Below are 21,928 nucleotides of genomic sequence, written 5' to 3' on the forward strand. Positions count from 1 at the left end.
CATCCTAAGCCCCGCCGATCCGGCGCCGCCGGCAGTTCGTCGTCTTCGGCGGCTACGCCGCCTCCGACTCCTCACTACCGGCCAAGATGAATGTCGGTACACCGGACGTACTCATTGTCGCCCCCCACTGCTGGTCGAGATGGCGTGGTGCTGGCTGCGCTACCAGCCCGGCAGTGCGCTGACACAGTGGTTCAACCGGCGCACGCAGGGCACGGGACCGAATCGGCGGGCGCGGCGCATCGCCATCGTCGCGGTAGCGCGGCGCCTCGCGATCGCGCTGTGGCGCTATCTGAAGGACGGGATGATCCCTGAAGGAGCGCAGTTGAAGTCGGCGTAAGGCCCCCCAAAGGTTTGGCAGGCAGGAGGTAACGGTAGGTTAGGCAACTATGCAGCACATACGGTCTGGAGTGAACATGCCCGCTAAACGGCCGGGTTGCTAATGCAACCGATTCTCAAGATGGGGCGTGTTCCCGGTAGGTGATTCCGGCGTAACGCGCATACTGGATGAGGCTGGCCTGGTGCCGGCGGATAGAAGGCGGTGAGACACTGGAGTCTCACGGGCGCGACGATCGGCTTCAGACCACAATGGATCACAGCAATGGTTGACGGCGGTCTCGCGAACAGGCAGCCGCCCTTGCCCCCCCGCTACGGCGCTTCCGAACTGGAGCCGCCCGAAGGACCTGGTCGATGATTCGTGAGTCAGGTCGTGAAAGGCCTTGACAACTTCCTGCTCATAGAAGGCCGTTTATAGGTATGCAGTCTGTCTCGCCGCTAAATGTCAGATGTCTGCCCGATCACATCGGAGTCAAACGAATGGATGAATGAACCCCGAGCTTGCAAAAAAGGAAAGTCCTTATAGGTCGTACTGGATGGTCAGCGTGTTCGACACGCAGCGTGTTGCCCGGTGCGTCAGGATCAGCTCGAGATCTTCGTCGTCGCGCAGTGACCGGTGTGCATTAAACGCGCTCTTCGGTGGCTTGCCAAAGCGCGTGTTGTAGTCAGCGATGAAGTGGCGCGCATAGTCGTTCGCGGCTTCATGTGTATCGATCCCACGCAGCCGCAGTTCCTTCACGAGCCGGTCCTGCAAGGTCAGATTCGCCCGTTCAACCCGCCCCTTGGCCTGGCTGCTGTTCGCACACCATGACTCGATATTGAGCTCGTACAGGGCCCGCCCAAACTGCGTAAATCCCTTGCCGGCCGTCGTCGACGTCTGCGCCGAGCGGAACACGGTGGCCTTGTCGCTGTAGAACGCCACCGGTTTGCCATGCTGCCTGAGATACCCGCGTGTCGCCTCGAAGTAACTGAAGGTCGACTCGGTGGCCGTGAAGTGCAGCGCCATCAGCCGGCTGGTCGCGTCGTCGACGTACACCAGCAGCGTGCACGCCGGCGCCCGTTCCTCGAACCACCGGTGATCGCTGCCGTCGATCTGCACCAGCTCGCCCACGCAGGCCCGACGACTGCGCAACTGATGGATCTTCGGCGGCCGCTGACGCCTCGGAATCCACAGGCCGGCATCGGTCATGAGTCGCCTGACGGTTTCCTTGGCCAGCCGCAGTCCATGGCATTCAAGCAGCTTCTCGCACGCCAGCGTCGGGCCAAAATCGCCATAGCGCTCGCGAATGATCGCCAGCGCGCGAACCGCGGTGCCGGCATCGAGCCGGTTGTTGCTCGGCTTCGCGCATCGGCCGGACACCAGACCCGCCGGGCCATCTTCACGCAGGCGCGCGACCAGCCGTCGTATCTGTCGCGTCGTCAGGCCGAGCCGCTGCGCAGCGCGCCACGGTTTGAGCAGATTGTTCGCCACCGCCTGGATGACCTTGAACCTGTCCAGCTCTCGTATCGTCATCGTGATCCTGTCCGTTGCAGCCATCGCAGCCTCCGGCGCCGGAGGCTCGACGCCGGGTAAGCTTATGCCGCCCAAAAGCGGACATAATGAAATGGCCAGCCCGATCCCAGCGACCGTTCTACGATAGGAAGTTCGGTCGAACGTAAAGGAGGGCGCCATGAACGAGGTCACGCTGATCGGTATCGATCTGGGCAAGCATGTTTTTCATCTGCACGCGCAGGATGCGAAGGGTCACGAGGTGTTCCGCAAGAAACTTTCGCGCGCACAGCTGATTCCGTTTTTCAGCAATCTGAAGGCGGTTACCGTGGTTATGGAGGCGTGCCCCGGCGCGCACTGGCTCGCACGCAAGCTCGATGCAATGGGTCACCAGGCAAAGCTGATTTCGGCCTAGTATGTGCGACCTTTTGTGAAGAGCAACAAGAACGACTACATCGACGCCGAAGCGATCTGCGAAGCTGCATCCCGGCCCGCCATGCGCTTTGTCGAGCCGCGAACCGAAGCTCAGCAGCTACTGGCAGCCTTGCATCGGGCGCGTGAAGGCCTGGTGACTGAACGCACGGCCACCATCAACCGGATCCACGGCGTACTGCTTGAGTTCGGCATCGTCGTTCCTTTATCGAGAGCCACGCTACGTCGGTTGCCTGATGTGCTTGCGGTTCACGATCTGCCGCCGCGGTTAATCCAGCTCATCCACCGGCTTCATGCTCATTATCGGTACCTCGACCAGCAGATTGACGATGTCGAGCGCGATCTGACTTCGCAACTACACGAAGACGAGAACGCTGCCCGGTTGCTGTCGATTCCCGGTATCGGAACCATCACGGCGAGCCTTCTCGCGTCGGAAGTCGGCAACGTCGCGCAGTTTGCTGGCGGCCGGAACTTCGCAGCCTCAATCGGACTGGTGCCAAGACAGCACAGCACGGGCGGCCGAAGTGTCCTGTGCGGAATCAGCAAGCGTGGCGACAAGCACCTGCGCCATCTGCTCGTGCAAGGCGCGCGCGCCGTTATCCAGCGTGCAGAAAAGCGTACTGACCGGCTCGGGGAGTGGATTCGCTCAATGTTGAGACGACGGCATTCAAACGTGGTCGCGTGTGCCGTCGCTAACAAGCTCGCGCGCATCGCCTGGGCGGTGCTAACCAGGCACACCACATACGATGCCGCACGCCTGAAGCTCGCGGACTGATTTATCGCTTACCCAACCAGGTTTTGCGACTGCTGGCAATCTGATGATCCAACGGCACAGCGACCGGACGAAGAACCTGACAAGTTGTACAGCTCACAGCAGCTGCCGACATTATGAGGATCGACCGGTGCGATTTTCATCGCGGAACATGGATTCCGGATAGATTTGCGCAAGCCACGAGGACGTCGGAACCAGAGGTTGCAAAATTCGGGCTGGCCATAGATTACAACTTAGCCTCTACAGTTCAATTGTTGCTAATTTCTTTTATGCAAAATCCCAAAATGGCAGAACAGTGACGACTTCTCAGCCTCTCAACTCCGCTGCAGACGGCGAGCTATTCTGCCGGCCACGAATACAGTTCGCCATATTCCCGTTGATCTGATCGATCACCTTACCGGAATACGCAACAGGATCCTGATCGGCGCGCGAACGCTTGTTAGCAAGCGCAAGATTGCTGAGGCCTCGATCTTGTTTATCTAGTAGAAGTGCGTCGCACATGACGCCCAAAACCGGCGATAGCCTATCCTGCCATCCCTTGTTTTTATGTTCTTGAATTTGCCGTTCGCAAATCCCGTGAGCGGGGTTGACCGTGACCGCGCAGATAGATTCACTACTGCCACAAGAAAACGTGTTCGCACGCGCTGGAAAACGAAGCACCGTGCGCAGCAAGATGAACCGGCCTGGTAGAGAAAGCCGGCGTATCGCGTGAGCAGGTCCTCCTGCCCGCACAAATACGTTGTTTCGCTGGAAACGTGATGGTGGACGTTCTGGCGCAGCATACGAAAGCATGGCTATCGGACATTGCGCAGAAAAATGTCCGATACTGTACCGATGCCCCATGCGAGGGTGATGCCGCGCGCGCAACTTGAATGGGACAACTCCCATAGATTGCGCAGTAAGAATCGCACCGTTCAGATACCCGGCATCAAATCTCGCGATTGTCCGGCGCAGCATGAGCGCGATGGATTCCAGATGCTGTCTGGTGCCAATGTAAAGATCAGGCGATCACTCGACCGGAAATCTGAACTTGTCACGACCCGCGCGCACGCCAATCCCTGCGCGTTGCCAGCATGCGACAGCGCAAAAAAGTTTCTTGTTCCGCCAAATTCCTGGTCGTTCCAGCACGGTCCACTGCTTCGATTTACGCCTGTTTGCAGGGGTTGACGCGCGTTATTCCCCTTAGCAAGATGGCGCGAAGGCAGCGTGCAGGAGCGGATGATGCCAGTGGTGAAGAGCTTTACCCAGGCGCAATGGGATGCTGCCGCGCGCCGTCTCGATGCGCTGCCGGAAAAGCCCGCGCATGAGCATCGCGTCAATGTTCGCGATGCAATGAAATCCATGCAGTCTCAAATCATTGGCGCACAGAGAAAAGGTTACACGCAGGAAGAAATCGTCCAGCAGATCGCGCAGGATGGGGTGGAAATCAGTGCGGCCACGTTGCGATATGCGATGCAGCGTGCAGTGAAAGAGGGCAGGTCTGCACAGACGGAGAGGCATGTCAGAAAAAATACTGATGCGGCATTGTCTCGCGTAAAGAAAGCCAATCAGGCGAGGTCATCGCATACCGGCAATGCACGTGCCGAGTCACAAAAGAAAAGGGATGGGGGAATAACCAGGCCGGAATCCACGCCGGTAAAGGGCTTCCTCGGATTTCCGATCAGGCCGGATACCGACAACTTGTAGAGGTATGAAATGGCAACGGAAAATCACCCTATCTATATGGTCGGCGGTAGCAAGGGCGGTGTCGGCAAGAGCTTCGTCACGCTGGCGCTGGTCGATTATCTGCGTCGTTCAGATGTCCATGTCGTACTGGTGGAGACGGATACGTCCAATCCCGATGTCATGAAGGCTGTCCATGACGAGGTCGAATGCGCATCATGTGATCTGGACGAGGCAGGAGGTTGGATAGATTTCGTCAATTTCTGCGATGCACACCGTGATGCGACGGTCGTCGTCAACACGGCGGCACGTAGTCAGACGGGCTTCGCGCAATATGGCGGGACACTTGCCGGTACGCTAGATGAGCTGGCGCGGCGTCTCGTTGTGCTGTGGGTTATCAATCGGCAGCGTGACAGTCTCGAACTGCTGATGGAATTTGGCGAGACGTTCCCGCATGCGCTCACGCACGTTGTGCGCAATGGCTACTTCGGTACGCCGGACAAGTTCACGCTGTACCGCGAGTCGAAACTTCGTAAGGCTGTCGAGGCGCAGGGCCAGTCGCTGGACTTTCCCGATCTGGCGGATCGGGTTGCCGACGAGCTTCGCAGTCAGCGTCTGTCGATCCGCAGGGCGGCCGAAACGATGCACATCGGCGAGCGGGCGGAACTGCTGCGCTGGCGTGCCCTGTATAGCGACATGTTCGCCAGGGTGACGGCCAATGCGTAACCGGAGGGCGAAGTCGCCTGATGCGCTCGCCCGGCTGTTTCTCGATGTCGCGGGCGAAGTGCCCGATGATATGAGCTTGCTGCGCATGCGCCGGATATCTGGGGCACTCAACCTGCGCGACAACGATGCGTTGTGGTCAGTCATTGCCGTGCTCGAATACTACGCGCGGCTGTATGAGGCGATGCCCGAGCGTATCCGCCGTGCGGGCGATGGCGGTTTCGACGCAGTGCGCCGGGAAGCAGAGGCGGCGACCGATGCACTGATGAGCAAACACCGTGACGCGCTCGCTCGCTGCAGGGAGACGATCAAGTTGGCCGAGGACATCACTCGCGAGCACGAGGCGCGCTACCGTGTGACACTGGCTGCGTTGAACGAGCAGTCGCTGAAGATACTGGCGGAGCGGGCGGCAGACCGGATTGCGCGCGCGGCGGGTAACCGGCTTGTGGGTGTGTCGGCTGTCGCAGCGCGCGAACAACGGAAGCGGCTGGACGGTGCGGTTGCGCAGATCGCGGTCGCCGGACAGACGGCTGCGCATGGCACCGTGCGGGTGCTGCGTCGTTTATTCTGGAGCGCGCTCGTTGTTCTGCTGCTGATATTGGGAGCCGGGGTGGGGGCCGGCTGGTGGGCAGGCTTGCATGTCGCGCAGGCTGGATATGCGAACCGGTAGCGGACAGGCGGAGAGCCTGTCCGCTACGATCAGGTTTCGTCGGTTTCGTCGTTCATGAATGCATCGACGTGCCGAAGCGCGAGTGTTGCCGCGTCATTCTGATCGAAGGCGATCATCGGATATTGATAGCCTTCATCCTCGGCGTGGGCGCGCGCCAGATCGTAGTGATCGCCGATGTTGTACTGCTCGTTGGTGACGGCGACAAAGGCCAGATAGAAATCGGGTGCGCCTTGGGTAGTGGCCGCGAGTACGGCCATACGGATACGTCTGGGCATGATGGATTCTCCGGTTCAGGTAAGCAGGCGGCAGTGATACGGGCCTGCCGCCCGCTTCGCCCCGTGTTCGGGGCGAGGCTATTTCGCCAGCGGACCGGGTTGTGCGCTGTTCATGCTCCCAGCGGTCGGGAAAGGCCACGGCGCCAAAGCCTTACCCGTGCCGGAAGCGCGCGCTGTATCGGGAGGCATATCGTTGACGTGTCCGGTGCCACTCCCGGCGGCCGGTTGCGCTTCGTCGTCCTTGCTGTCCGGCGTTTCGCCTGTACCGTCTCCTACATCCACGTCGTTGTTCCCATCCTCGTCGTCGCGGCTTTCCCACGAAGGCGTGGCCGGTGTTTCCCGATCGGTGAGTACTTCCGGGAGCCATGCGGCTTTTGCGAGCCGCAGTTCGGCGGCCGCAGCGGCGTCGGCCTTCTTCATCTTCCCGAGGTCGGCGGCAACCTTTGGGGACACAGCGGCGGACACGACTTCCGCGATGCGCGCCTTGCTGACGTGATCGAAATACGTCGCGCGGGTCGGTGTCCAGTACCGGGTCATGTCGAGGTTCAGCGCGCCCGCCAGCGCATTGATCGCGTGAGGCTTTTCCTCGCTCTCAATGCCATCGAGCAGGGGGCCGGTGCAGAACGCGAGCAGGTCGAGCAGGGTCGTGCTGAGGTCCTGCTGCATCAGCCACGGCAGCAGGTCGGCCAGTCTGGCGGGCAGTTCCGCGATCCAGTGTGCGCGCTGCGTCTCGATGGCGTTCCACGCCGGGCTGGCAGGCAGATCGTCCGCTGCACGTAACAGGGCGTCGTGATTGTTCTCGCCGGAAAGCACCAGACAGCCACGCGTGGACGCATGCCCGTAGTGTTCGGGCAGTGCCTGTGGGATCAGTTGCTGCAGGATGGCGGCGAGTGCGATGGCGGGCTGTGCGACCAGTTCCGCGTGGATAGCGGCGGTACGGTGTGCGGTAAGCCGCTGGCAGAGTTTCGCGCTGTGGACAGGCCTGACTTTCGGGGGCGGCGTATCTGCCGCTTCGGGCGTTTGGGCGTCCGGTGTGCCGGTGACGGTCGCGCCTGCCGCGTCAAGGGCCGCGCTGTTCTCGCGCCGCACGAGGCCGCGCTCAATGATCAGTTCGCCCTGCGGGCCAACAATCACGAACGCACCGGCCTCGGCTATCTGATCCATATCCCAAACCACGGCTCGGCTTTCGAGCGCAATGATCGCTGTGTTGACGCGCTCGATTTCCTCGTTGAGTCGGTCGGCTTCTTCGTAGGCATCTTCGTCGTCCTCCGACAGTGCCGCGAGCTTTTCGGCCAGTTCGCCCTGCCGCGCGGTGAGCGAATCCATTTCGCTCTGCTCGTCCTCTGTATACGGACGCTGGACGGGGCGCAGCCTGCCGTGGCGGTTCAGTTCCAGAAAATCGCGCTCGACGCGCGTTTCGGTCCAGCTCCAACCCTCGGCGCGGACTGCCTCGGCGGTGGCGTCGAGCTTCTGCGCAACGAGGCGCTGCAACAGTTCCGCGTCGGCGATGTACCCTGCGTGCTGGTCGTCGCTGAACAGGTCGCGGCGCACGTAGCCACCCTCGTTCTCGTAGGCCGCGAGGCCGACGAAGCGCACAAGGCGGCTGCGGCTCGCGTCGATCTCGGCGCGCGTGATTGCCTGACGCAGATAATTCGGCTGGCGCTGCCAGTCGTTCGCGTCGAACCAGATATGTTCCTGCGTTTCGTGGTCGTCTGCGAGGGCGAGCGCGGCAAGCTGGTCGAGCGTGATCGCGTCCTCGCGCAGCAGCGCGAGCAGCTTCGGGGAAATGTTGGCGAGCTTCATGCGCCGCCTGACCGTAACCGGTGACGCAGAAAAGAGTGCGGCGATGTAATCGACGCTGCGGCCTTCCTCGGCCAGCATCCGGTACGAACGTAGCACGTCGAACGGGTCGAGTCCTTCGCGCTCGCTGTTCTCGATCAGCGAAACGGCGAGGGCTTCGCCTTCACTGACGATTCGCACGGGTACCGGGTAATCGGCGGAGATGTGCTTTTGTTCAAACAGCAGGTCGAGCGCGGCTTCGCGGCGCTGCCCCGCGCAGACACCGTATCTGCGCTGCTTGCCGCGCGCCCCCTTCATCTCGTGGACGACGAGGTTTTGTAGCAGTCCCTTCGCACGGATGTTCGCCGCAAGGCCTGGAATGCCGGACAGAGGCTTCGTGCGGGCGTTGAGCGGCGAGCGGCTCAGGCTGGAATAGGGGACCGTGACGACCGGCTGTTCGTTGCCAAAAGTGGTTTCGAGAACCGGTGCGACTTCTGCGGCGCTCACCGTGGCGGTGGTTTCGATTTCATGGGCTTGCATGATTGACTCCAGAAGGTTGGAAAGAGAGTTCCGGGTCAGGGTGGTGCTGGATGCTGCCAGGACCTGACCCGGATAGGAGTCCTGACAGAAGGTGACGGAATCGGGGGCGTTGTAAGTGATCCCCGTGCCGTGCTTACGCCTTCATCTGGCGCATCGCGTCCGCCAGCATCCAGAGGGCGCGGTTGAGTTTCACGTTCTGGTCGATGCCGGTGATAGGCCGCGTAGACATGGAGCGCCCGGTGCGCGAGCGTCCGTGCAGCCCACCCTTGGTGAGGTTTTCCTGGACGCGGTTAAAGACCGTCCAGAGGTCGTCACGACGATCCTCGAAACGGCGCGGAGCGAGTAACTGGCTTTCGGTGACGGGCGCGGGTGCCTCGGTGTCGGTCGGGTCGTAGCGCAGCGCGAGCGCGGAGCGTGCGAACGCATTCTGTTCGTCGCGGTCGAGCGCCACATCGCGCATACCGTCCTTCTGCTCACGGATCAGATCGAAGCCGTCGAGCACGTCGAATGCGCCGTTGATGACGTTCTGGACGATGTTGCCCTTGTGTGGCACGCGGATATCCCGGACGCTGTCGCCTGCGACCATGCCGTTCTGGCAGACGAAGCGCAGCACGCCCGCGAGCATCTGGTAGCTGCTCGTGCCGTCGTGCGAGTTCAGCAGCACGATTTCATTGGCTTCGTCGCCGGTGATCTGGTCGGCGTGGCGAAGCCGCAGCATGTGTTTCGTGTACTCACGGCGGTCGTCGTGGCGTACGCGGGTCTGGCAGGCCATGAAGGGCTGGAAGCCTTCGTTGCGCAGGCCGCGCAGCACGTCGATGGTCGGAATGTAGGTGTAGCGCTCGGAGCGGCTTTCGTGCTTGCCGTCGGCGAAGATGGACGGGGCAACGCGGCGGATCTGGTCATCCGACAGGGGCGAGTCCGAGCGGAGCATCGGGGAACCGTAACGGAAAGAGGAAGCGAGTTGCATGGCAATCTCCACAGCAAAAGGTTGAGGGCTTGAACCGGGCGAGGGGACGTGTCTTGCCGTTGCGGCTGGACACCTCCTGGTGGAACCCGGGGTTGGCTTTGCTGCCGCCAGGCTCCCGGGTTTCCGCCCGTGCGACTCAAGGAGCCGATAGCGGGCAGGCGTCAAGGAAAAAAGGCGAGGGAGGGGTGCGGGCAACACGGTCCCTCGCCCCTTGACGCCTGCCCGCTATCGGCTACGGTCGCGTGGTCAGGGCGGCAACCTGGGAGCGCGGTGCATGCCGTGACGCGAGTTGACCGGACAGGTGGCCGTGCCGGATAGAAGATGACGGGGTTGACTGCTGCGCCAGGGATTGATGCCCGACAGGGGCGAGACGCGGTACGCGGCTCGACGCTCAGCGCGAAAGCCCGGCCCGTAGCGCAAGCGAAGGGCGGCGCCCGGGAAGGTACGTGGCAACGCCGATCGACCCTGACGGACAAGGCGCGCCGTCGGTGCCGACGTCGGGTTCGATCCGGATGGATCCGGACGAGTGCAGGCGCTCTGAACGTATGAAGCGGGATGTGGTGGCGAGAGGGTGCGACCGGACGGAGGAGGCAGACCACCACGCCGGACGAGGGATGGTCACGTGAGGTCATCAAGCGATCGGGTGGCCTACGTTCACAAAACACGCCGTATGAGCGTGTCGAGACGTGCAAGGCCGGCGCTATGCCACGGCGCAGCCGATGCTCGCTATCTGCGAAACGCTACTCTGTGAGATCCGGTCGTCGCCGTCCAGCGGAGCAGGGTTAGCCGCCGAAGGCGTTTCCGAATGCTACGCAACGACCAGCGCGTCCTGAGACTGTCTTTCGACAATGGGGGCGGCTGTCTGTGGTGCCGCGCTCGAATTCGCGACGTCTGCGAGCCGGTCCGGCGCGGGCGTTGACTCTGGTGTCGCTTTGAGCCGCCATCTGCGTTCGGCCAGCATGGTTCCCCGGCAGTCCGGCGAGCCGCAGTGGCAGGCGTACCGCTGCCGCAACTGACGGGTGTACCGGCCTTCCACGCAAAGCGCGTAGTCGATGCTGAGCTCTTCGCCGCTTCGTATCGGCTGCACGGTCTGTATGAAGATCCGGCCATTGCGGTCTTCCGCTTCGCAGTTGGGGCGGCACGCATGATTGATCCACCGGGCGCTGTTGCCGCCCACCGCACCGTCTATGACGGTGCCGTCGCCGATGTCGAAATAGAAGGTATGGTCCGGATGCGCAGGATCGCGGGGGTGACGGAGCAACGCCATGTCCCAGGAGATACGCTCGCCCTTGTATTCACACACCTGTTCGCCCGCGGCAAGTGTGCGCGTGGCGAATACACCCCAGCCGTGAACCGGTGACCGGCGAACAGCGAACCGGTTGCGACGACGTGTGGTATCGGCAGGCGTCCGCGCAACAGTATCGGAATCGTTCTTCAAGGGCATGGTCGGGACGGTTGCGGAACGGAGGAACTGGGTCAGGCAGCCGGGATAGAGTGCCCGGTCGAATTTCCTTTTTCAAGCGATGCCATTATTTTTCACGCCAGCGATACAGGCGTAATGAGATACCGACCGACGCGAACGGGTGTCGCGCAGGAGATGAGCACAGTCTGGAGGACCTACAGGATCCTCATGTATCGGATTCTACCGATCTGGGGCGAGCGCTCCAGGATCAGGTCCGCAATGAATTCCGGGAGCAGGGCGCGCGGAATGTTTGCAGGAACATTGTCGACCAGTTGCGAGGCGACGCGCGCGATGAAGTCATCGGGCGAGCTTGCAAGACTGTGCTCATAACTCACGCGGTACTCCATGATGCACGATGCTCCGGGGGAGGCTTTCTGAGCGAGCGATTCTACCAGCGGCCGGGGCGGCGCGCGGTATGCGTCGATGGGGCGGCAGGGCGGTGTATCTGCCTGACGGGGCGTTGGCAAGTGCTTGCAGGCGGTGATCCGCATGCCATGTGTGTGGCGTTACCGGGAGAAGGCTTTTGGCGGCAAAGGAATGGTTGGTAGAATCCCGGCCAGCAGAACGGACAAATCCTATCTATGCTTTTGCCTGACGACGCACCGCATGTAGATGTGACTATCTCGATGCGTTGGGCAAACTGCCTACCCGAGAGCATTCTCGCGCATTTGCCAGAGGACCATACTCCTGTGTTTGCCGTTGACAATGACGTCCCGGGCACGGCCCGACAGCCGGAGACTGTCTCAGCATGAGTTTCAACGACCCGATATTCGGGCAGCAGGTGAGCAACGGCGCACGCGTGCGCACGAGTGCCCCCGTCGGTTCCAGAATCCTGTGTCAGGACGGTGAGCTTGAAGTGCTCGAGATTGGTCCGTTCGTGTCCGCGGCGAATGGAATGCAGGTCCGGTTCCGGGCACGTTTGACCGAAGCCGGCCGGCTGCTAGCCGGTACGGTCATCCATACACCATGGGGCGTGTGCGAAGTCGTGGACTGACCGGTAGGGAACCGCTATCCGTCCTGTTCTGGCGCCGGCGTGTCTGTAGGCGTATTCATGCAGGTTGATGGACGGCGAATCCAGATCGCACAGGGCCTTGCGTCGTTCTATCAGTTCGTGACGACGACTCTGATTCTTCAGAAAGCGCAGTTCGGGCGCCAGCCGCACCGTCGCTCGGACGATACCGGTGGCGACGGTTCGCCTGAGTGAACTGGCGGGCGAGCCGGCCATTTCGATGAGCACTCCGGTGATGCCAGCACCGCCCTCTCGCCAATAAAAATTAAAGCGGATTGCTACATCGTGATTTTGTCGGGCGCGTCGTATGCGGAATGCATTATTTGCGCGAGGCTTTGCCGGAATGAATAAATTAATCGGATGGCCGCTCAAGTTATTGCCATCACGGTCGTTATAGCAGTTTGGACGGGCGTCCAGTAAAGGGGTGCGTTGCACGCAGAAGAATCGGACGATTGTTTATAAAAGGCTGGGCCATAACATCGTTGCCGATTTTACGGAGCGTCCGATTGATGTGCCAGTTAAATACATTCGCAAACTGCGGGTCCAGCAAGTGAAGCAATGTATCGCATGGCGCGTGTACTGTTATTTGTGACGGGCGGCACTGACAAACTATGACGACACCAGCGTGGTTGACGCAGCTGATTAGTAGCGAAATCGACCAACGGATAGAAAACGACCATCGGACAACCGCGGCAACTTTTTTGGGATGGCCCAGAAACGAGATTTTCCGGGATGTTATCGGGGGTGGCCAGGCAGATTTCAATGCCTCCATCGGCCATCTGAGCGGGGACGACAGAGCCCTTCTGTACGCAAAATATAACCAGGGGCGGCACCTCGACGAATTGCGTCATGCATTCGCCAGATTACTTGGAGACCACGGAAACATCGCACGTCCGACGGTCGTTGATCTCGGCTGCGGACCGTTTACAGCAGGGCTGTCCTTTGCGGCATCGCTGGGCCCACAGGAGCCGTTCCGGTACTTCGGCGTTGATCGCGCGACGAGTATGCTGAGTTTAGGAGCGTTGCTCGCCGAGCGTGCCCGGGAGTACGGAGCGTTCCACCCTCAGACAACCTGCTGGTTCGGCGATGATCTGGGCCGGGTCGATTTTGGACCCGCCCGAGGCGAATGGACGCTTGTGGTCGCATCGTATCTGCTTGCCAGCCCGACTATTGACGTCGGGTTGCTCGTAGCCTCTATCCTGACGGCAGTTTCCAGCATTGGGCCTGGTCCCGCTGCGGTGTTTTACACGAACAGTGCGAACCGGAACGCTGATGCGAAATATCCGACATTCCGGGACGCTTTGATGCAAGGTGGTTTCGAGCTCGCGGTCGATGACGTGGAGCGCTTCGCTGACACGAACAAATCACCCAAGGACGTGCACTACGCGTTGCTGTACCGACCGGCAAAGACCACGATTCAGATGAAAGGACGCACCAATGAAGTTGCCAAAGCTTGACGATCTGGCTGATGAGCAGATGGTCGTCTACGAACATGATCCCGAGGAAAGTCTGTTCGTCGTGGGACCGCCGGGGTCTGGGAAGACCAGTCTGGCCGTGCTTCGTGCGAAGTTCCTGAGGGAACTCGACAAGAAACTCGTGCTGGTAACACGAAACAAGATGCTCGCTGCGCTCGCGGGGCAACTGGATGGCGAGGCGCTGGTAGCGAAGACCATGAGCGCCTTCATCGCGAAAACCTACTATGACCGCTTCGCCCGGAATGTGCCGGAGTTGTCACCGTATGTATACGACTGGGACACTATTATCGGAGACTTCGCAGCGGCGGAGGTCGTGCCGACGCTCGAGCATCTTGTGATTGACGAGGGGCAAAACCTGCCCGCTGGTTTTTTTCGGTGGGCCGTGCGATTTGGCGCGCAAACGCTCACCATTTTCGCGGACGAGGACCAGACTACCGATTCGCTGCGCGCGTCATTGCAGGACATTTTCGACGCCGGTATGCCTGTACCTATCCGCCTGCAGGCGAATCACCGGAACACCGCGGAGATTGCCGCCGTTGCCGAGCATTTTCATCGTTCTCAGGTTTTGCCGCCCGGGATCGTTCAGCGTCGACGCGGCGGCGAGATTCCGCGCCTCGTACAGCCTCGAAGCTGGGAGGAACTCGTCGCGCTCGTCGCCACACGCTTTCAGAATCGCGCGCAGGCGATCGGGGTGATTGTGTACCGGCGGGACGACGTCCTTCAGGTTCAGGAAAAACTGGTGGGAGCGTTGCCGCCGGGTACCCGGATTGACGCTTATGTCAATGGTGGGAAGGGGGCGGCGGAGGACATCCGGTTGCTCGATACAGGCATTACAGTGCTTAGCAGTGAGTCGGTGATTGGACTTGAGTTCCATGCTGTATATTTGCAGGACCTGGACAGGTCCCTTCCATGTAACTCAACTGAGGCTTTTCGACGTATGTACATGTTGTGCGCACGGGCGCGCGATAACCTGACGCTGGTCGACGGTCCATTCGCACTGAGTGCAAGTCAGATTGCTGATTTACCCGGCCCAGCGCTGCTCGCCCGATGACAAGAGAGTCTGCCTCACAGATGGACTGGCTTTCGCCTGAAGGCGCCGCTGTGCCAACGCAAAAAGCGGGTGGCGCCGCGTCGCCGCGTCTTTCGTTCGTGCTCGACAGTCGGGACTGGCTTCGCTTCGTGGCTGACGAATGGTGGCCCAGTCCCTTCGACGCGGACGGACTGAGCCTTGGAGTAGAAGCAGTCTGTGACGACCTGAAACAAGGCGGGCGCATTTCTGTGGTCGTCTGGATTGATTCCGGTCAACTCCCATCCTTGCCGGCCGCCATTTATCGTAGTGGACAGTGGATCGACGCGCTGGTGCATTCGGTAGCGTGTGATGACAAGGAGGTTCTCTGGCCCGGGCCAATTCACCTGTCGAGCGTGACAGCATTCTCGGTCCCGACGGAAGGCGACCGGGCGCGCCTCGTCGCGATGGCAAAAGGGTTCAGTAACATCGAAATGCCGGCTCAACCGGTTGAGGTCAAACCGACCACCCAGATACTGCCGGCGGCTAACCGGCCGCAATTGACGACCTTGTATCGTGCGCCCGCGCAGTGGGATTCCATTCGCGGAGCGGCTGCGATGGCAGTCTGGGCAGTGCCGGCAATAGATCCCTGGCTAGATGTGCTTTGTGAGTCTCTGTCGACCGGAGCGACTCGCGAGAACGCGGCGGCCGCGCTGGGCGCCCCATGGCTGGGCGTGCCGTTATGGGCTCGTAATGGTCCCGACGCCCTGGTCTCGCCGCTGTGGGCGGCGATCCGTGAAGTAATTGGCGCGGTGAACTACCGGGAAGAGTGGCGGCCCGCGGAGGTCCTGGAAACGATCGTAGACAGCGCCGCGCAACTGGGCGCAGACGGTGCGGCATTGGCGGAGTTGCGCGACCACACGCAGGCCATCCTTTCTGACGCGGCAGTAATAGATGTGCGACGCGCTGAGCGCGACCCTCTTGGGCTCGCGCTTCAGCTGGTTCTGCTGCGCCCGAAGGCGGAGAATTTCGTCAGTTGGGTGGACGATCTTCCATCCATGCCGCCTGCTGTATGGTGGACCGGGGCGATGCTTTCCGGGCTGTTGACGGGGATGCGTGATCTCGACAAGCAATTCCGGGGATCTCCTGCTGCGCGGGAAATTTTGGCGGTGCGTACATGGCACCTGTCTTCCGTCGCAGGGAATGCGACACACTGCTGGCCAGATCGATTCGCTCCTAAGCCGTCATGGGTTTTGGGAAGCGACAAGGTGCAGTTTCTTGACGGCGACCGGCCCTGGGCAGATCGCAAGACAAGCCGACGTGGGGAGTGGTTCCGTGCGGATTTCGATAACGAGCCCACGTACAACCAGGCCCTCGAACTTGCGCGGCGTTTGCACCCGTCAAGCCTTCGTCGGTGCCTTCGGATAGCTGACGCCGAACTGACCGCGTCAGGCAGTGGCAAGCTGAGTGTGGACAAGACCGGACATCGTCTGAAGGTAAAGGGCGAACTGAGCCTTGCGCTGAACGATAGCGTGTCCTTCGCCGACGAGCTGGATGTCGATCATTTCCGGGACTGGATTGCGATCGGCAGCGTTGCCGAACGTCTACCGTCACCGCCACGCGCAGCATTGCTGGAGTCGATTGAGTCCATACAACCCGCCGCAAGCCTGTCCGGGGAGCTAGCCATCGGTCAGCGCGTGTTGCAACCGGTTCGACTGCCTGATGATCCGCCTGGGCTATTGACTATTCCGGACTTTATTTCAGGTGAGCAGGAGCTCGCTCTGCTAGCAGAGGTTGAGCGCGGCACCTGGCTCACGGACCTGTCGAGAAGAGTTCAGCACTATGGGTGGAAATACGATTACAAGGCGCGTATGGTGGAGAGTTCCGCCTATCAGGGACCGCTTCCCCGCTGGGCCGCGGATCTGGCCGAACGCCTGCTGCGACACGGCCTGGTCGGCGAATTGCCAGATCAGGTTATCGTGAACGAATACGTGGCTAGCCAAGGCATCGCGAAACATATTGACTGTCCGGGCTGTTTTCGCGGGGCAGTAGTAACGATCAGTCTTGGCGAATCATGGGGCATGCTGTTTCGTAGTCCAGATGGGCTGCGGAAGATTGAACGGGTACTGCAGCGCCGAAGTGCCGTTGTTCTCGATGGCGAAGTGCGCGAAGAGTGGACCCACGAGATCCCAAAGCGAAAGAAGGAAGGAACGGCCTTGCGTGGGCGACGGATCTCACTGACCTTCCGGAAAGTAAATCCTCGCACGACAAAAGCGAAGGGTGCAGCCAGCCGCAAAAAAGATAAAGGGTCGTAAGCGCGAATCTGGTCTTCAGCAATTCGACGGTTTACCGCTAGTGGTAGAACTCTTTACGTCGAACCCGGTGCACAAGCGCGAAGACGACCTTCAATCGGTGGGAAGGGACGACGAGCAAAGGGAGGAAAGCGTGAAGTTCATTCATGCCGCTGATATTCATCTTGACAGTCCGTTGCACGGACTGAGTGCCTATCCCGACGCGCCAACAGCTCAACTGCGCAGTGCCTCGCGCGAGGCACTCAGTAGGCTCGTCGACCGGGCAATCGAAGAGGAGGTGGCGTTTCTCATTATCGCCGGAGACCTCTATGACGGTGACTGGCGAGATCACAACACCGGAATCTTCTTTGGTCAGCAGATGGGACGTTTGCGCAAAGCGGGCATCCGCGTATTTCTGCTCTATGGCAATCACGACGCCGAGAACGAGATGACCAAGAAGCTCACGCTTCCAGATAATGTCATTCCTTTCAGCTCGCGCAAGCCTGATCTCCACAAGCTGGACGACCTCAAGGTCGCCCTACATGGTCAAAGCTTTAGGGATAAGGCCGTTGTCGAAAACCTGGCGCTTGGCTATCGAGACCCCGTGCAAGGTTATTACAACATCGGTGTATTGCACACGGCGTTGGAAGGCTACAGCGCACACGCCAATTACGCTCCCTGTTCACGCGCAGAACTACAGGCGAAGGGTTACGACTACTGGGCACTGGGCCATGTTCACGAATTTCAGCTCTGGTCTGAACAGTCCACCATCGTTTTCCCCGGGAATTTACAGGGGCGGCATATTCGTGAGGCCGGACGCCGCGGCGCTGTGCTGGTCACTGTGGAGAACGGCCATACCATCGTGGATAGACTGTTCCTGGATGTGCTGCGGTGGGAGTCAGTCCAGGTGGAAGCGGCTGATTGCATCTCGATGGAAGACGTTGCCCGCAAGGTCGGAGTAACTCTGGAGAACCTGCTTTCTTCGGATGGACATGTGCCCCGGGCTGTGCGCGTTACGTTGACCGGTCAAAGCCCCGTGCACGGGGTGCTGTTCGGCAAAGCCAAAGAATTGCGTGCAGAGGTGCTGAACCAGATAGCCGTCATCGGCAACGAGAAGCTGTGGTTGGAGAAAATAAAGGTCGCAACGAGTCCGACATTACAGTCGAGCGATTATCACGCGCGGATGGACGCCATCGCTGACCTGCAAGAAATTCTCAAGGAAGCGGCCAATGACCCGGAGTTTCTGGCGTTGCTTAACGGAGATCTGCAGCCGTTCTTCGGCAAGGTGAATTCTGAAGTTAAAGAAGATGTTCCGCTGCTGGCGCTTGCGAGATCAGGGAATCTGTCCGAGCTCGTGAGGCACGTTTCTCCTGCACTGCTGATGCGTCTGGCCGAGGGAGACTAAAGCATGCGGATCCAACAACTTGACCTGATCAAATATGGCAAGTTTGACAGTGAGTCCCTTGCGTTTCCAAAGGCGGCGCACGACTTCCACGTCGTCGTCGGACCCAACGAGGCAGGCAAATCAACCGTTCGAAATGCCGTGCTGGAGTTGCTTTTTGGCATGCCCGCCCGCACTCCACTTGCATTCCTGCACGAACTGACCGAGTTGCGCCTGGGGGGTATCCTGGGGAGCCAGGAGGGCGAAGTGGTTTTCCATCGCGCGCGCGGCCGGACGCAGCTTCGAACCCCGAACGACGAGAGACTACCCGATGATTATCTGTTACCACTTCTTGGCAGCGCAACCAAGGAGTTTTTCGAGCAGATGTTCTGCCTTGACCATGAACGTCTGGTCGAAGGAGGGCGCAGTATCCTCGACGCTTCGAAGGATCTGGGGCGTGTATTGTTCCAGTCGGCGGCAGGTATTGGCGGATTAGGTCCCGTCAGGGAAGCTTTGGAGAATCGGGTTGGGGAGTTGTGGACGAGACGCGGAGCTAGTAGTGAGTACGCTCAAGCCGAGGCTCGCTTTATTGAGGCCGGTGCGGATTTTAAGGCGGCGCACGTGCGTACCAAGGTCTGGTCCGAAGCGAAGGACACTCTCGACGGGATCAACGAAGAGATTGCGGAGGCCAGGGCGGAGCACTTGCGTCTCGAATTCCTGCGGTCGAAGCTTGAGCGAGTGCGCCGACTGGCACCATTTCTCAGGGAATTGGCTGCCAAAGAAGCGGAGCTCAGCGAGCTTGGGGACGTTACTGAGCTTCCGTCAACTGCGTATGTCGACCTGACTTCGGGACAGTCTGGCCTCGCCGGATCGAACAGGGTGCTTGAGGAGCGACGCAAGGATCTTGACGCGCGCCAGTGTGAGCGAGGTGAGATCACAACGGACGATGAGATTCTCGCTTTGTCGAAGGATATTGAGTTACTTGACGAGGCTCGAGGTGCCTGTGCGAACCATCAGCGTGATTTGCCGCTGCGGCGGGCCGAGGTCGGGCGCTTGCTTGAAGCTGCTTTTGCGGCGGCTTCCCAACTCGGCTGGCCGACAGACGAGGAGACTTTGCGCGGTAGCCTTCCTGGGGCACTGTCGCTGAAGACCGTGACAAATCTCTTGCGCGAACACGGTGCGCTGCACCAGGCTATGGTTGGCGCAGAAGAAGCCGTGGAGGAGAGAAAGCACGATCTCCAGATGCTCCAGGAGCAGTTTGAAGGACTTGTGGCGTCGGAGGTTCCAGGCGAACTTCGCTTGGCTCTCACGGAGGCTCAAACGCTGGATCGCACCCGCTCGAGGCGGCAGTCTCTCAAGGCTGACATTGAGGAGGCCGACCGCCAGTTCGCCGATGCGCTCGCAGCGCTAGGGCGCTGGAGGCCGTCGCTGGAAGCACTTCGGACCATGGATGTGCCATCAATTGCTCGTATATCGGCTCTCCAGCGCGAGGAACAGGATCGTATGGGTGCCGTCAGGAATGCACGTGGCAAGCTCGATGAGTCGCAAGCCCTGATGGAGCGATTGCGACTCGAGGAGAAGCATTTCACGGAAAGTCACAAGGTGGTGACTCACGCCGAAGTTCTGGATGCGAGGGGGCAGCGGGACAACTCCTGGAACGATGTCAAGTCTGGAGCCGTCACCATTGAAGCAGGTGCGCAGGCCGTAGATGTCGCGATCCGTCTGGCGGATGAGCTTGTGGACTTGCAGCTAGGTAGTGCTACCGAGGCGGCCAAATTGCAGGGCCTTCGCGAGCAGGAGGAGGTCGCGCGAGCGGATGTTTCTCGCAAACGGGAGATCCTTGAAGACAGAAAGGCTGAACTAGCACAGTTTCAGACAGAGTGGGCCGCGCTCACCATGGGCATTGGGCTGGATGCCATCGCGCTGGATGATCTGCCCCAATGGCTTATCAAACGGGAGGCAGTTTTCGCCGCCGAGGTTACGTTGCGTCAATGCAGACGTGACCTCGACGGGGAAGAATCTGCATACGGAGGCGGCGTCGAAGCACTTGCCAAGGCTCTTGGGGCCGTGTTGGTCACCGTTATCGATGCGACGGATATGGCCGCTCTCTTGTCCGCTGCATCCGCATTCGTACAGAGCGCTGATTCAGCGCGGACTAGGAAGGAAAGCCTTGATCAACAGATAGCCCAGGGCGAGCGAACGTTCAAGACGCTGAAAGCCAAAGCCGAAAAGGCCGCTGAGGTGTATCGGGCCTGGGAGGATCAATGGCGCGCTGCCTTGCAGGCCGCTAAGCTAAGTGAAGCTTCGGCGACGCTGGCTCAAGCAGAGGGCGCGGTAGAGCTGGCCAACACGGTGGCTGAGAAGTTGGATGCTGCGGAGGGTATCCGTCGAAACCGTATCCAGACCATGCAGGCTGACCTGGACGCGTTAGAGGCTGAGACATGTCGACTCTCCCGGTTGCTGGACAAAGATCTCGTGAAGCTACCAGATTGGTCAGAGGTTGCCCGGCGCCTCATGACGCGCCTGCGTGCAGCGAATAGTGCCGCGCAAGCTGCCATGCTGGCGGACGAAGCGCTTAAGGAAGCCAAGACAAGGAAGGAGAACGCGGAGCTTGACGTAGTGACCGCGGAGGAGCGGATCCAGCCCTTGCTGAAGTTGGCCGGCGTCAAGACCGTTGAGGAGGCATTGCCGCTGGTTGATCGATCAGATAGACGCCGCGCATTGCTGGAAGCGATCGATAAGGCCACAAGCATGTTATTCAGGGAGGGCGATGGCCTGACACGGGAGGCCATTGAAGCCGAGGTGGCTGAGCAGGACCCAGCCGCAGTCATTGGCATCCTTGAGGGGGCGAAGCGAGACCTGTCCAGGTTGACCGAGCAGTTAAACGTCCTCGCGCAGCGGCAGGTCACCGCGCAGCAGACGTTCTCTGCTATCAACGGGCAAGCGAATGCTGCAATCGCGGAGGCAAAGCGTCAGGAAGCGCTAGCCGCAATGGGGGATGCCTCAGAGCAATACCTCGAAATCGCGACGGCTAGCAGACTCCTGAAGTGGGCCATCGACCGATATCGTGATCAAAAGCAGGGCCCGATGCTCCAGCGGGCCGGTGAGGTGTTCGCGCAGCTAACGCTAGATCAATTCACCAAGCTTGTTGTTGACCACGAGGCGAGCCCTCTGGTCCTCTATGCCAAGCGCACCAGAGGCAAGCAGGTGGAGGTTTCGGGCTTGAGCGAAGGGACGCGGGACCAATTGTTCCTCGCACTGCGTGTCGCTGCGCTCGAACTGCACCTTCAGCATGCGAAGGCGTTGCCTTTTATCGCTGACGATCTGTTTGTGAATTTCGATGACGAGCGCGCCAAGGCTGGTTTAGAGGCGCTGCGCGAGTTATCAGGCCGGACCCAGGTGATCTTCCTCACACATCACGAACATCTGCGTCCGTTGGTGCAGGAAGTGTTCAGCAGTACCGTGAACGTCGTGGAATTGCGGAGAAACGATGTGACAGCCTGACGATATGCGCGTCAGATCAGACCCGTGATTTAGGCGCAGTCTGATTATCGCGGTGATTCCATAGGAAATCTGGACGCAGACCTGGAGGCGAAAACGGGATCAGAGTCGAGACGACTCATTTAGGCGGAGTGATCCCGGCAAGTACAGATGTTGGTGAT

The 21,928-nt window shown here is 60.2% G+C and carries 16 protein-coding genes and 3 pseudogenes; 12 read left to right on the forward strand and 7 right to left on the reverse strand.

All coding sequences use genetic code 11. The annotated features are described in order from the left end of the window. Window positions 1-337 (forward strand): annotated as a pseudogene (locus FSO04_RS47800) (hypothetical protein); the annotation flags it as partial. Between the two features lie 522 nt (window positions 338-859). Here the strand turns inward: FSO04_RS47800 and FSO04_RS33155 are convergent. After that, window positions 860-1,870, reverse strand: a pseudogene (locus FSO04_RS33155) (ISNCY family transposase); the annotation flags it as partial. Window positions 1,871-2,003: 133 nt separating this feature from the next. On the opposite strand from FSO04_RS33155, the pseudogene FSO04_RS33160 reads away from it, so the two are divergent. Continuing rightward, window positions 2,004-3,029: pseudogene (locus FSO04_RS33160) on the forward strand (IS110 family RNA-guided transposase). Between the two features lie 303 nt (window positions 3,030-3,332). Here the strand turns inward: FSO04_RS33160 and FSO04_RS33165 are convergent. After that, on the reverse strand, window positions 3,333-3,698 hold the full coding sequence (locus FSO04_RS33165; RefSeq protein WP_154565802.1) for a hypothetical protein: 366 nt from the start codon (window positions 3,696-3,698) through the stop codon (window positions 3,333-3,335). A 549-nt stretch (window positions 3,699-4,247) separates the two neighbouring features. On the opposite strand from FSO04_RS33165, the gene FSO04_RS33170 reads away from it, so the two are divergent. Genes FSO04_RS33170 through FSO04_RS33180 form a run of 3 tightly spaced genes read left to right on the forward strand, consistent with a single transcriptional unit; the run spans window position 4,248 to window position 6,081 of the window. Next, complete coding sequence (locus FSO04_RS33170; RefSeq protein WP_154565803.1) at window positions 4,248-4,712, forward strand: hypothetical protein; 465 nt, start codon at window positions 4,248-4,250, stop codon at window positions 4,710-4,712. A gap of 9 nt (window positions 4,713-4,721) precedes the next feature. Beyond that, a complete protein-coding gene (locus tag FSO04_RS33175; protein ID WP_154565804.1) occupies window positions 4,722-5,414 on the forward strand; it encodes a nucleotide-binding protein in 693 nt (230 codons plus the stop codon). Beyond that, the gene (locus FSO04_RS33180; protein WP_154565805.1) at window positions 5,407-6,081 is read left to right on the forward strand and encodes a hypothetical protein; all 675 of its coding nucleotides are present in this window, start codon (window positions 5,407-5,409) and stop codon (window positions 6,079-6,081) included. The genes FSO04_RS33175 and FSO04_RS33180 overlap by 8 nt, the downstream gene beginning before the upstream one ends. Window positions 6,082-6,110: 29 nt before the next feature. Here FSO04_RS33180 and FSO04_RS33185 read toward each other — a convergent pair whose 3' ends face one another. The 5 genes from FSO04_RS33185 to FSO04_RS33205 form a co-directional block, all read right to left on the reverse strand. Then, a complete protein-coding gene (locus FSO04_RS33185) occupies window positions 6,111-6,356 on the reverse strand; it encodes a hypothetical protein (protein WP_154565806.1) in 246 nt (81 codons plus the stop codon). Window positions 6,357-6,434: 78 nt separating this feature from the next. After that, complete coding sequence (locus FSO04_RS33190; protein WP_154565807.1) at window positions 6,435-8,675, reverse strand: ParB/Srx family N-terminal domain-containing protein; 2,241 nt, start codon at window positions 8,673-8,675, stop codon at window positions 6,435-6,437. Between the two features lie 133 nt (window positions 8,676-8,808). Beyond that, a complete protein-coding gene (locus FSO04_RS33195; RefSeq protein WP_154565808.1) occupies window positions 8,809-9,642 on the reverse strand; it encodes a DUF932 domain-containing protein in 834 nt (277 codons plus the stop codon). Between the two features lie 808 nt (window positions 9,643-10,450). Then, window positions 10,451-11,080, reverse strand: coding sequence for an SET domain-containing protein (locus tag FSO04_RS33200; protein ID WP_325063543.1), 630 nt, complete (start codon window positions 11,078-11,080; stop codon window positions 10,451-10,453). A 179-nt stretch (window positions 11,081-11,259) separates the two neighbouring features. Continuing rightward, window positions 11,260-11,451 (reverse strand): hypothetical protein, encoded by a 192-nt coding sequence (locus tag FSO04_RS33205; protein ID WP_154565810.1) that lies wholly within the window; start codon window positions 11,449-11,451, stop codon window positions 11,260-11,262. Between the two features lie 401 nt (window positions 11,452-11,852). Here FSO04_RS33205 and FSO04_RS33210 point away from each other — a divergent pair, with 401 nt between their 5' ends. From FSO04_RS33210 to FSO04_RS33240, 7 genes are all read left to right on the forward strand, one after another. After that, window positions 11,853-12,098: a hypothetical protein gene (locus FSO04_RS33210; RefSeq protein ID WP_154565811.1), complete on the forward strand. Its 246-nt coding sequence runs from the start codon at window positions 11,853-11,855 to the stop codon at window positions 12,096-12,098. 57 nt (window positions 12,099-12,155) lie between these two features. Then, window positions 12,156-12,308, forward strand: a complete 153-nt coding sequence (locus tag FSO04_RS33215; RefSeq protein WP_154565812.1) for a hypothetical protein — start codon at window positions 12,156-12,158, stop codon at window positions 12,306-12,308. A 434-nt stretch (window positions 12,309-12,742) separates the two neighbouring features. Beyond that, a complete protein-coding gene (locus tag FSO04_RS33220; RefSeq protein ID WP_154565813.1) occupies window positions 12,743-13,570 on the forward strand; it encodes a small ribosomal subunit Rsm22 family protein in 828 nt (275 codons plus the stop codon). Then, complete coding sequence (locus FSO04_RS33225) at window positions 13,551-14,639, forward strand: ATP-binding protein (protein WP_154565814.1); 1,089 nt, start codon at window positions 13,551-13,553, stop codon at window positions 14,637-14,639. The genes FSO04_RS33220 and FSO04_RS33225 overlap by 20 nt, the downstream gene beginning before the upstream one ends. 20 nt (window positions 14,640-14,659) lie before the next feature. Then, a complete protein-coding gene (locus FSO04_RS47125; protein ID WP_199203075.1) occupies window positions 14,660-16,909 on the forward strand; it encodes an alpha-ketoglutarate-dependent dioxygenase AlkB in 2,250 nt (749 codons plus the stop codon). A gap of 130 nt (window positions 16,910-17,039) precedes the next feature. Continuing rightward, window positions 17,040-18,290 carry a metallophosphoesterase family protein gene (locus FSO04_RS33235; RefSeq protein ID WP_168435936.1) on the forward strand — a complete coding sequence of 417 codons (1,251 nt, stop codon included), beginning with the start codon at window positions 17,040-17,042 and terminating at the stop codon, window positions 18,288-18,290. A gap of 3 nt (window positions 18,291-18,293) precedes the next feature. Next, on the forward strand, window positions 18,294-21,770 hold the full coding sequence (locus FSO04_RS33240; protein ID WP_154565815.1) for an ATP-binding protein: 3,477 nt from the start codon (window positions 18,294-18,296) through the stop codon (window positions 21,768-21,770). The last annotated feature ends 158 nt before the right edge of the window (window positions 21,771-21,928 follow it).

It is taken from the genome of Paraburkholderia madseniana (assembly GCF_009690905.1).
Lineage (GTDB): Bacteria > Pseudomonadota > Gammaproteobacteria > Burkholderiales > Burkholderiaceae > Paraburkholderia > Paraburkholderia madseniana.

Bases quoted from the DNA above. Each gene is read 5' to 3' on its own strand.
- FSO04_RS33170 (WP_154565803.1), top strand. From the start codon at position 4,248: ATGCCAGTGGTGAAGAGCTTTACCCAGGCGCAATGGGATGCTGCCGCG.
- FSO04_RS33175 (WP_154565804.1), top strand. From the start codon at position 4,722: ATGGCAACGGAAAATCACCCTATCTATATGGTCGGCGGTAGCAAGGGC.
- FSO04_RS33180 (WP_154565805.1), top strand. From the start codon at position 5,407: ATGCGTAACCGGAGGGCGAAGTCGCCTGATGCGCTCGCCCGGCTGTTT.
- FSO04_RS33185 (WP_154565806.1), bottom strand. From the start codon at position 6,356: ATGCCCAGACGTATCCGTATGGCCGTACTCGCGGCCACTACCCAAGGC.
- FSO04_RS33190 (WP_154565807.1), bottom strand. From the start codon at position 8,675: ATGCAAGCCCATGAAATCGAAACCACCGCCACGGTGAGCGCCGCAGAA.
- FSO04_RS33195 (WP_154565808.1), bottom strand. From the start codon at position 9,642: ATGCAACTCGCTTCCTCTTTCCGTTACGGTTCCCCGATGCTCCGCTCG.
- FSO04_RS33205 (WP_154565810.1), bottom strand. From the start codon at position 11,451: ATGGAGTACCGCGTGAGTTATGAGCACAGTCTTGCAAGCTCGCCCGAT.
- FSO04_RS33210 (WP_154565811.1), top strand. From the start codon at position 11,853: ATGAGTTTCAACGACCCGATATTCGGGCAGCAGGTGAGCAACGGCGCA.
- FSO04_RS33215 (WP_154565812.1), top strand. From the start codon at position 12,156: ATGCAGGTTGATGGACGGCGAATCCAGATCGCACAGGGCCTTGCGTCG.
- FSO04_RS33225 (WP_154565814.1), top strand. From the start codon at position 13,551: ATGAAGTTGCCAAAGCTTGACGATCTGGCTGATGAGCAGATGGTCGTC.
- FSO04_RS47125 (WP_199203075.1), top strand. From the start codon at position 14,660: ATGGACTGGCTTTCGCCTGAAGGCGCCGCTGTGCCAACGCAAAAAGCG.
- FSO04_RS33240 (WP_154565815.1), top strand. From the start codon at position 18,294: ATGCGGATCCAACAACTTGACCTGATCAAATATGGCAAGTTTGACAGT.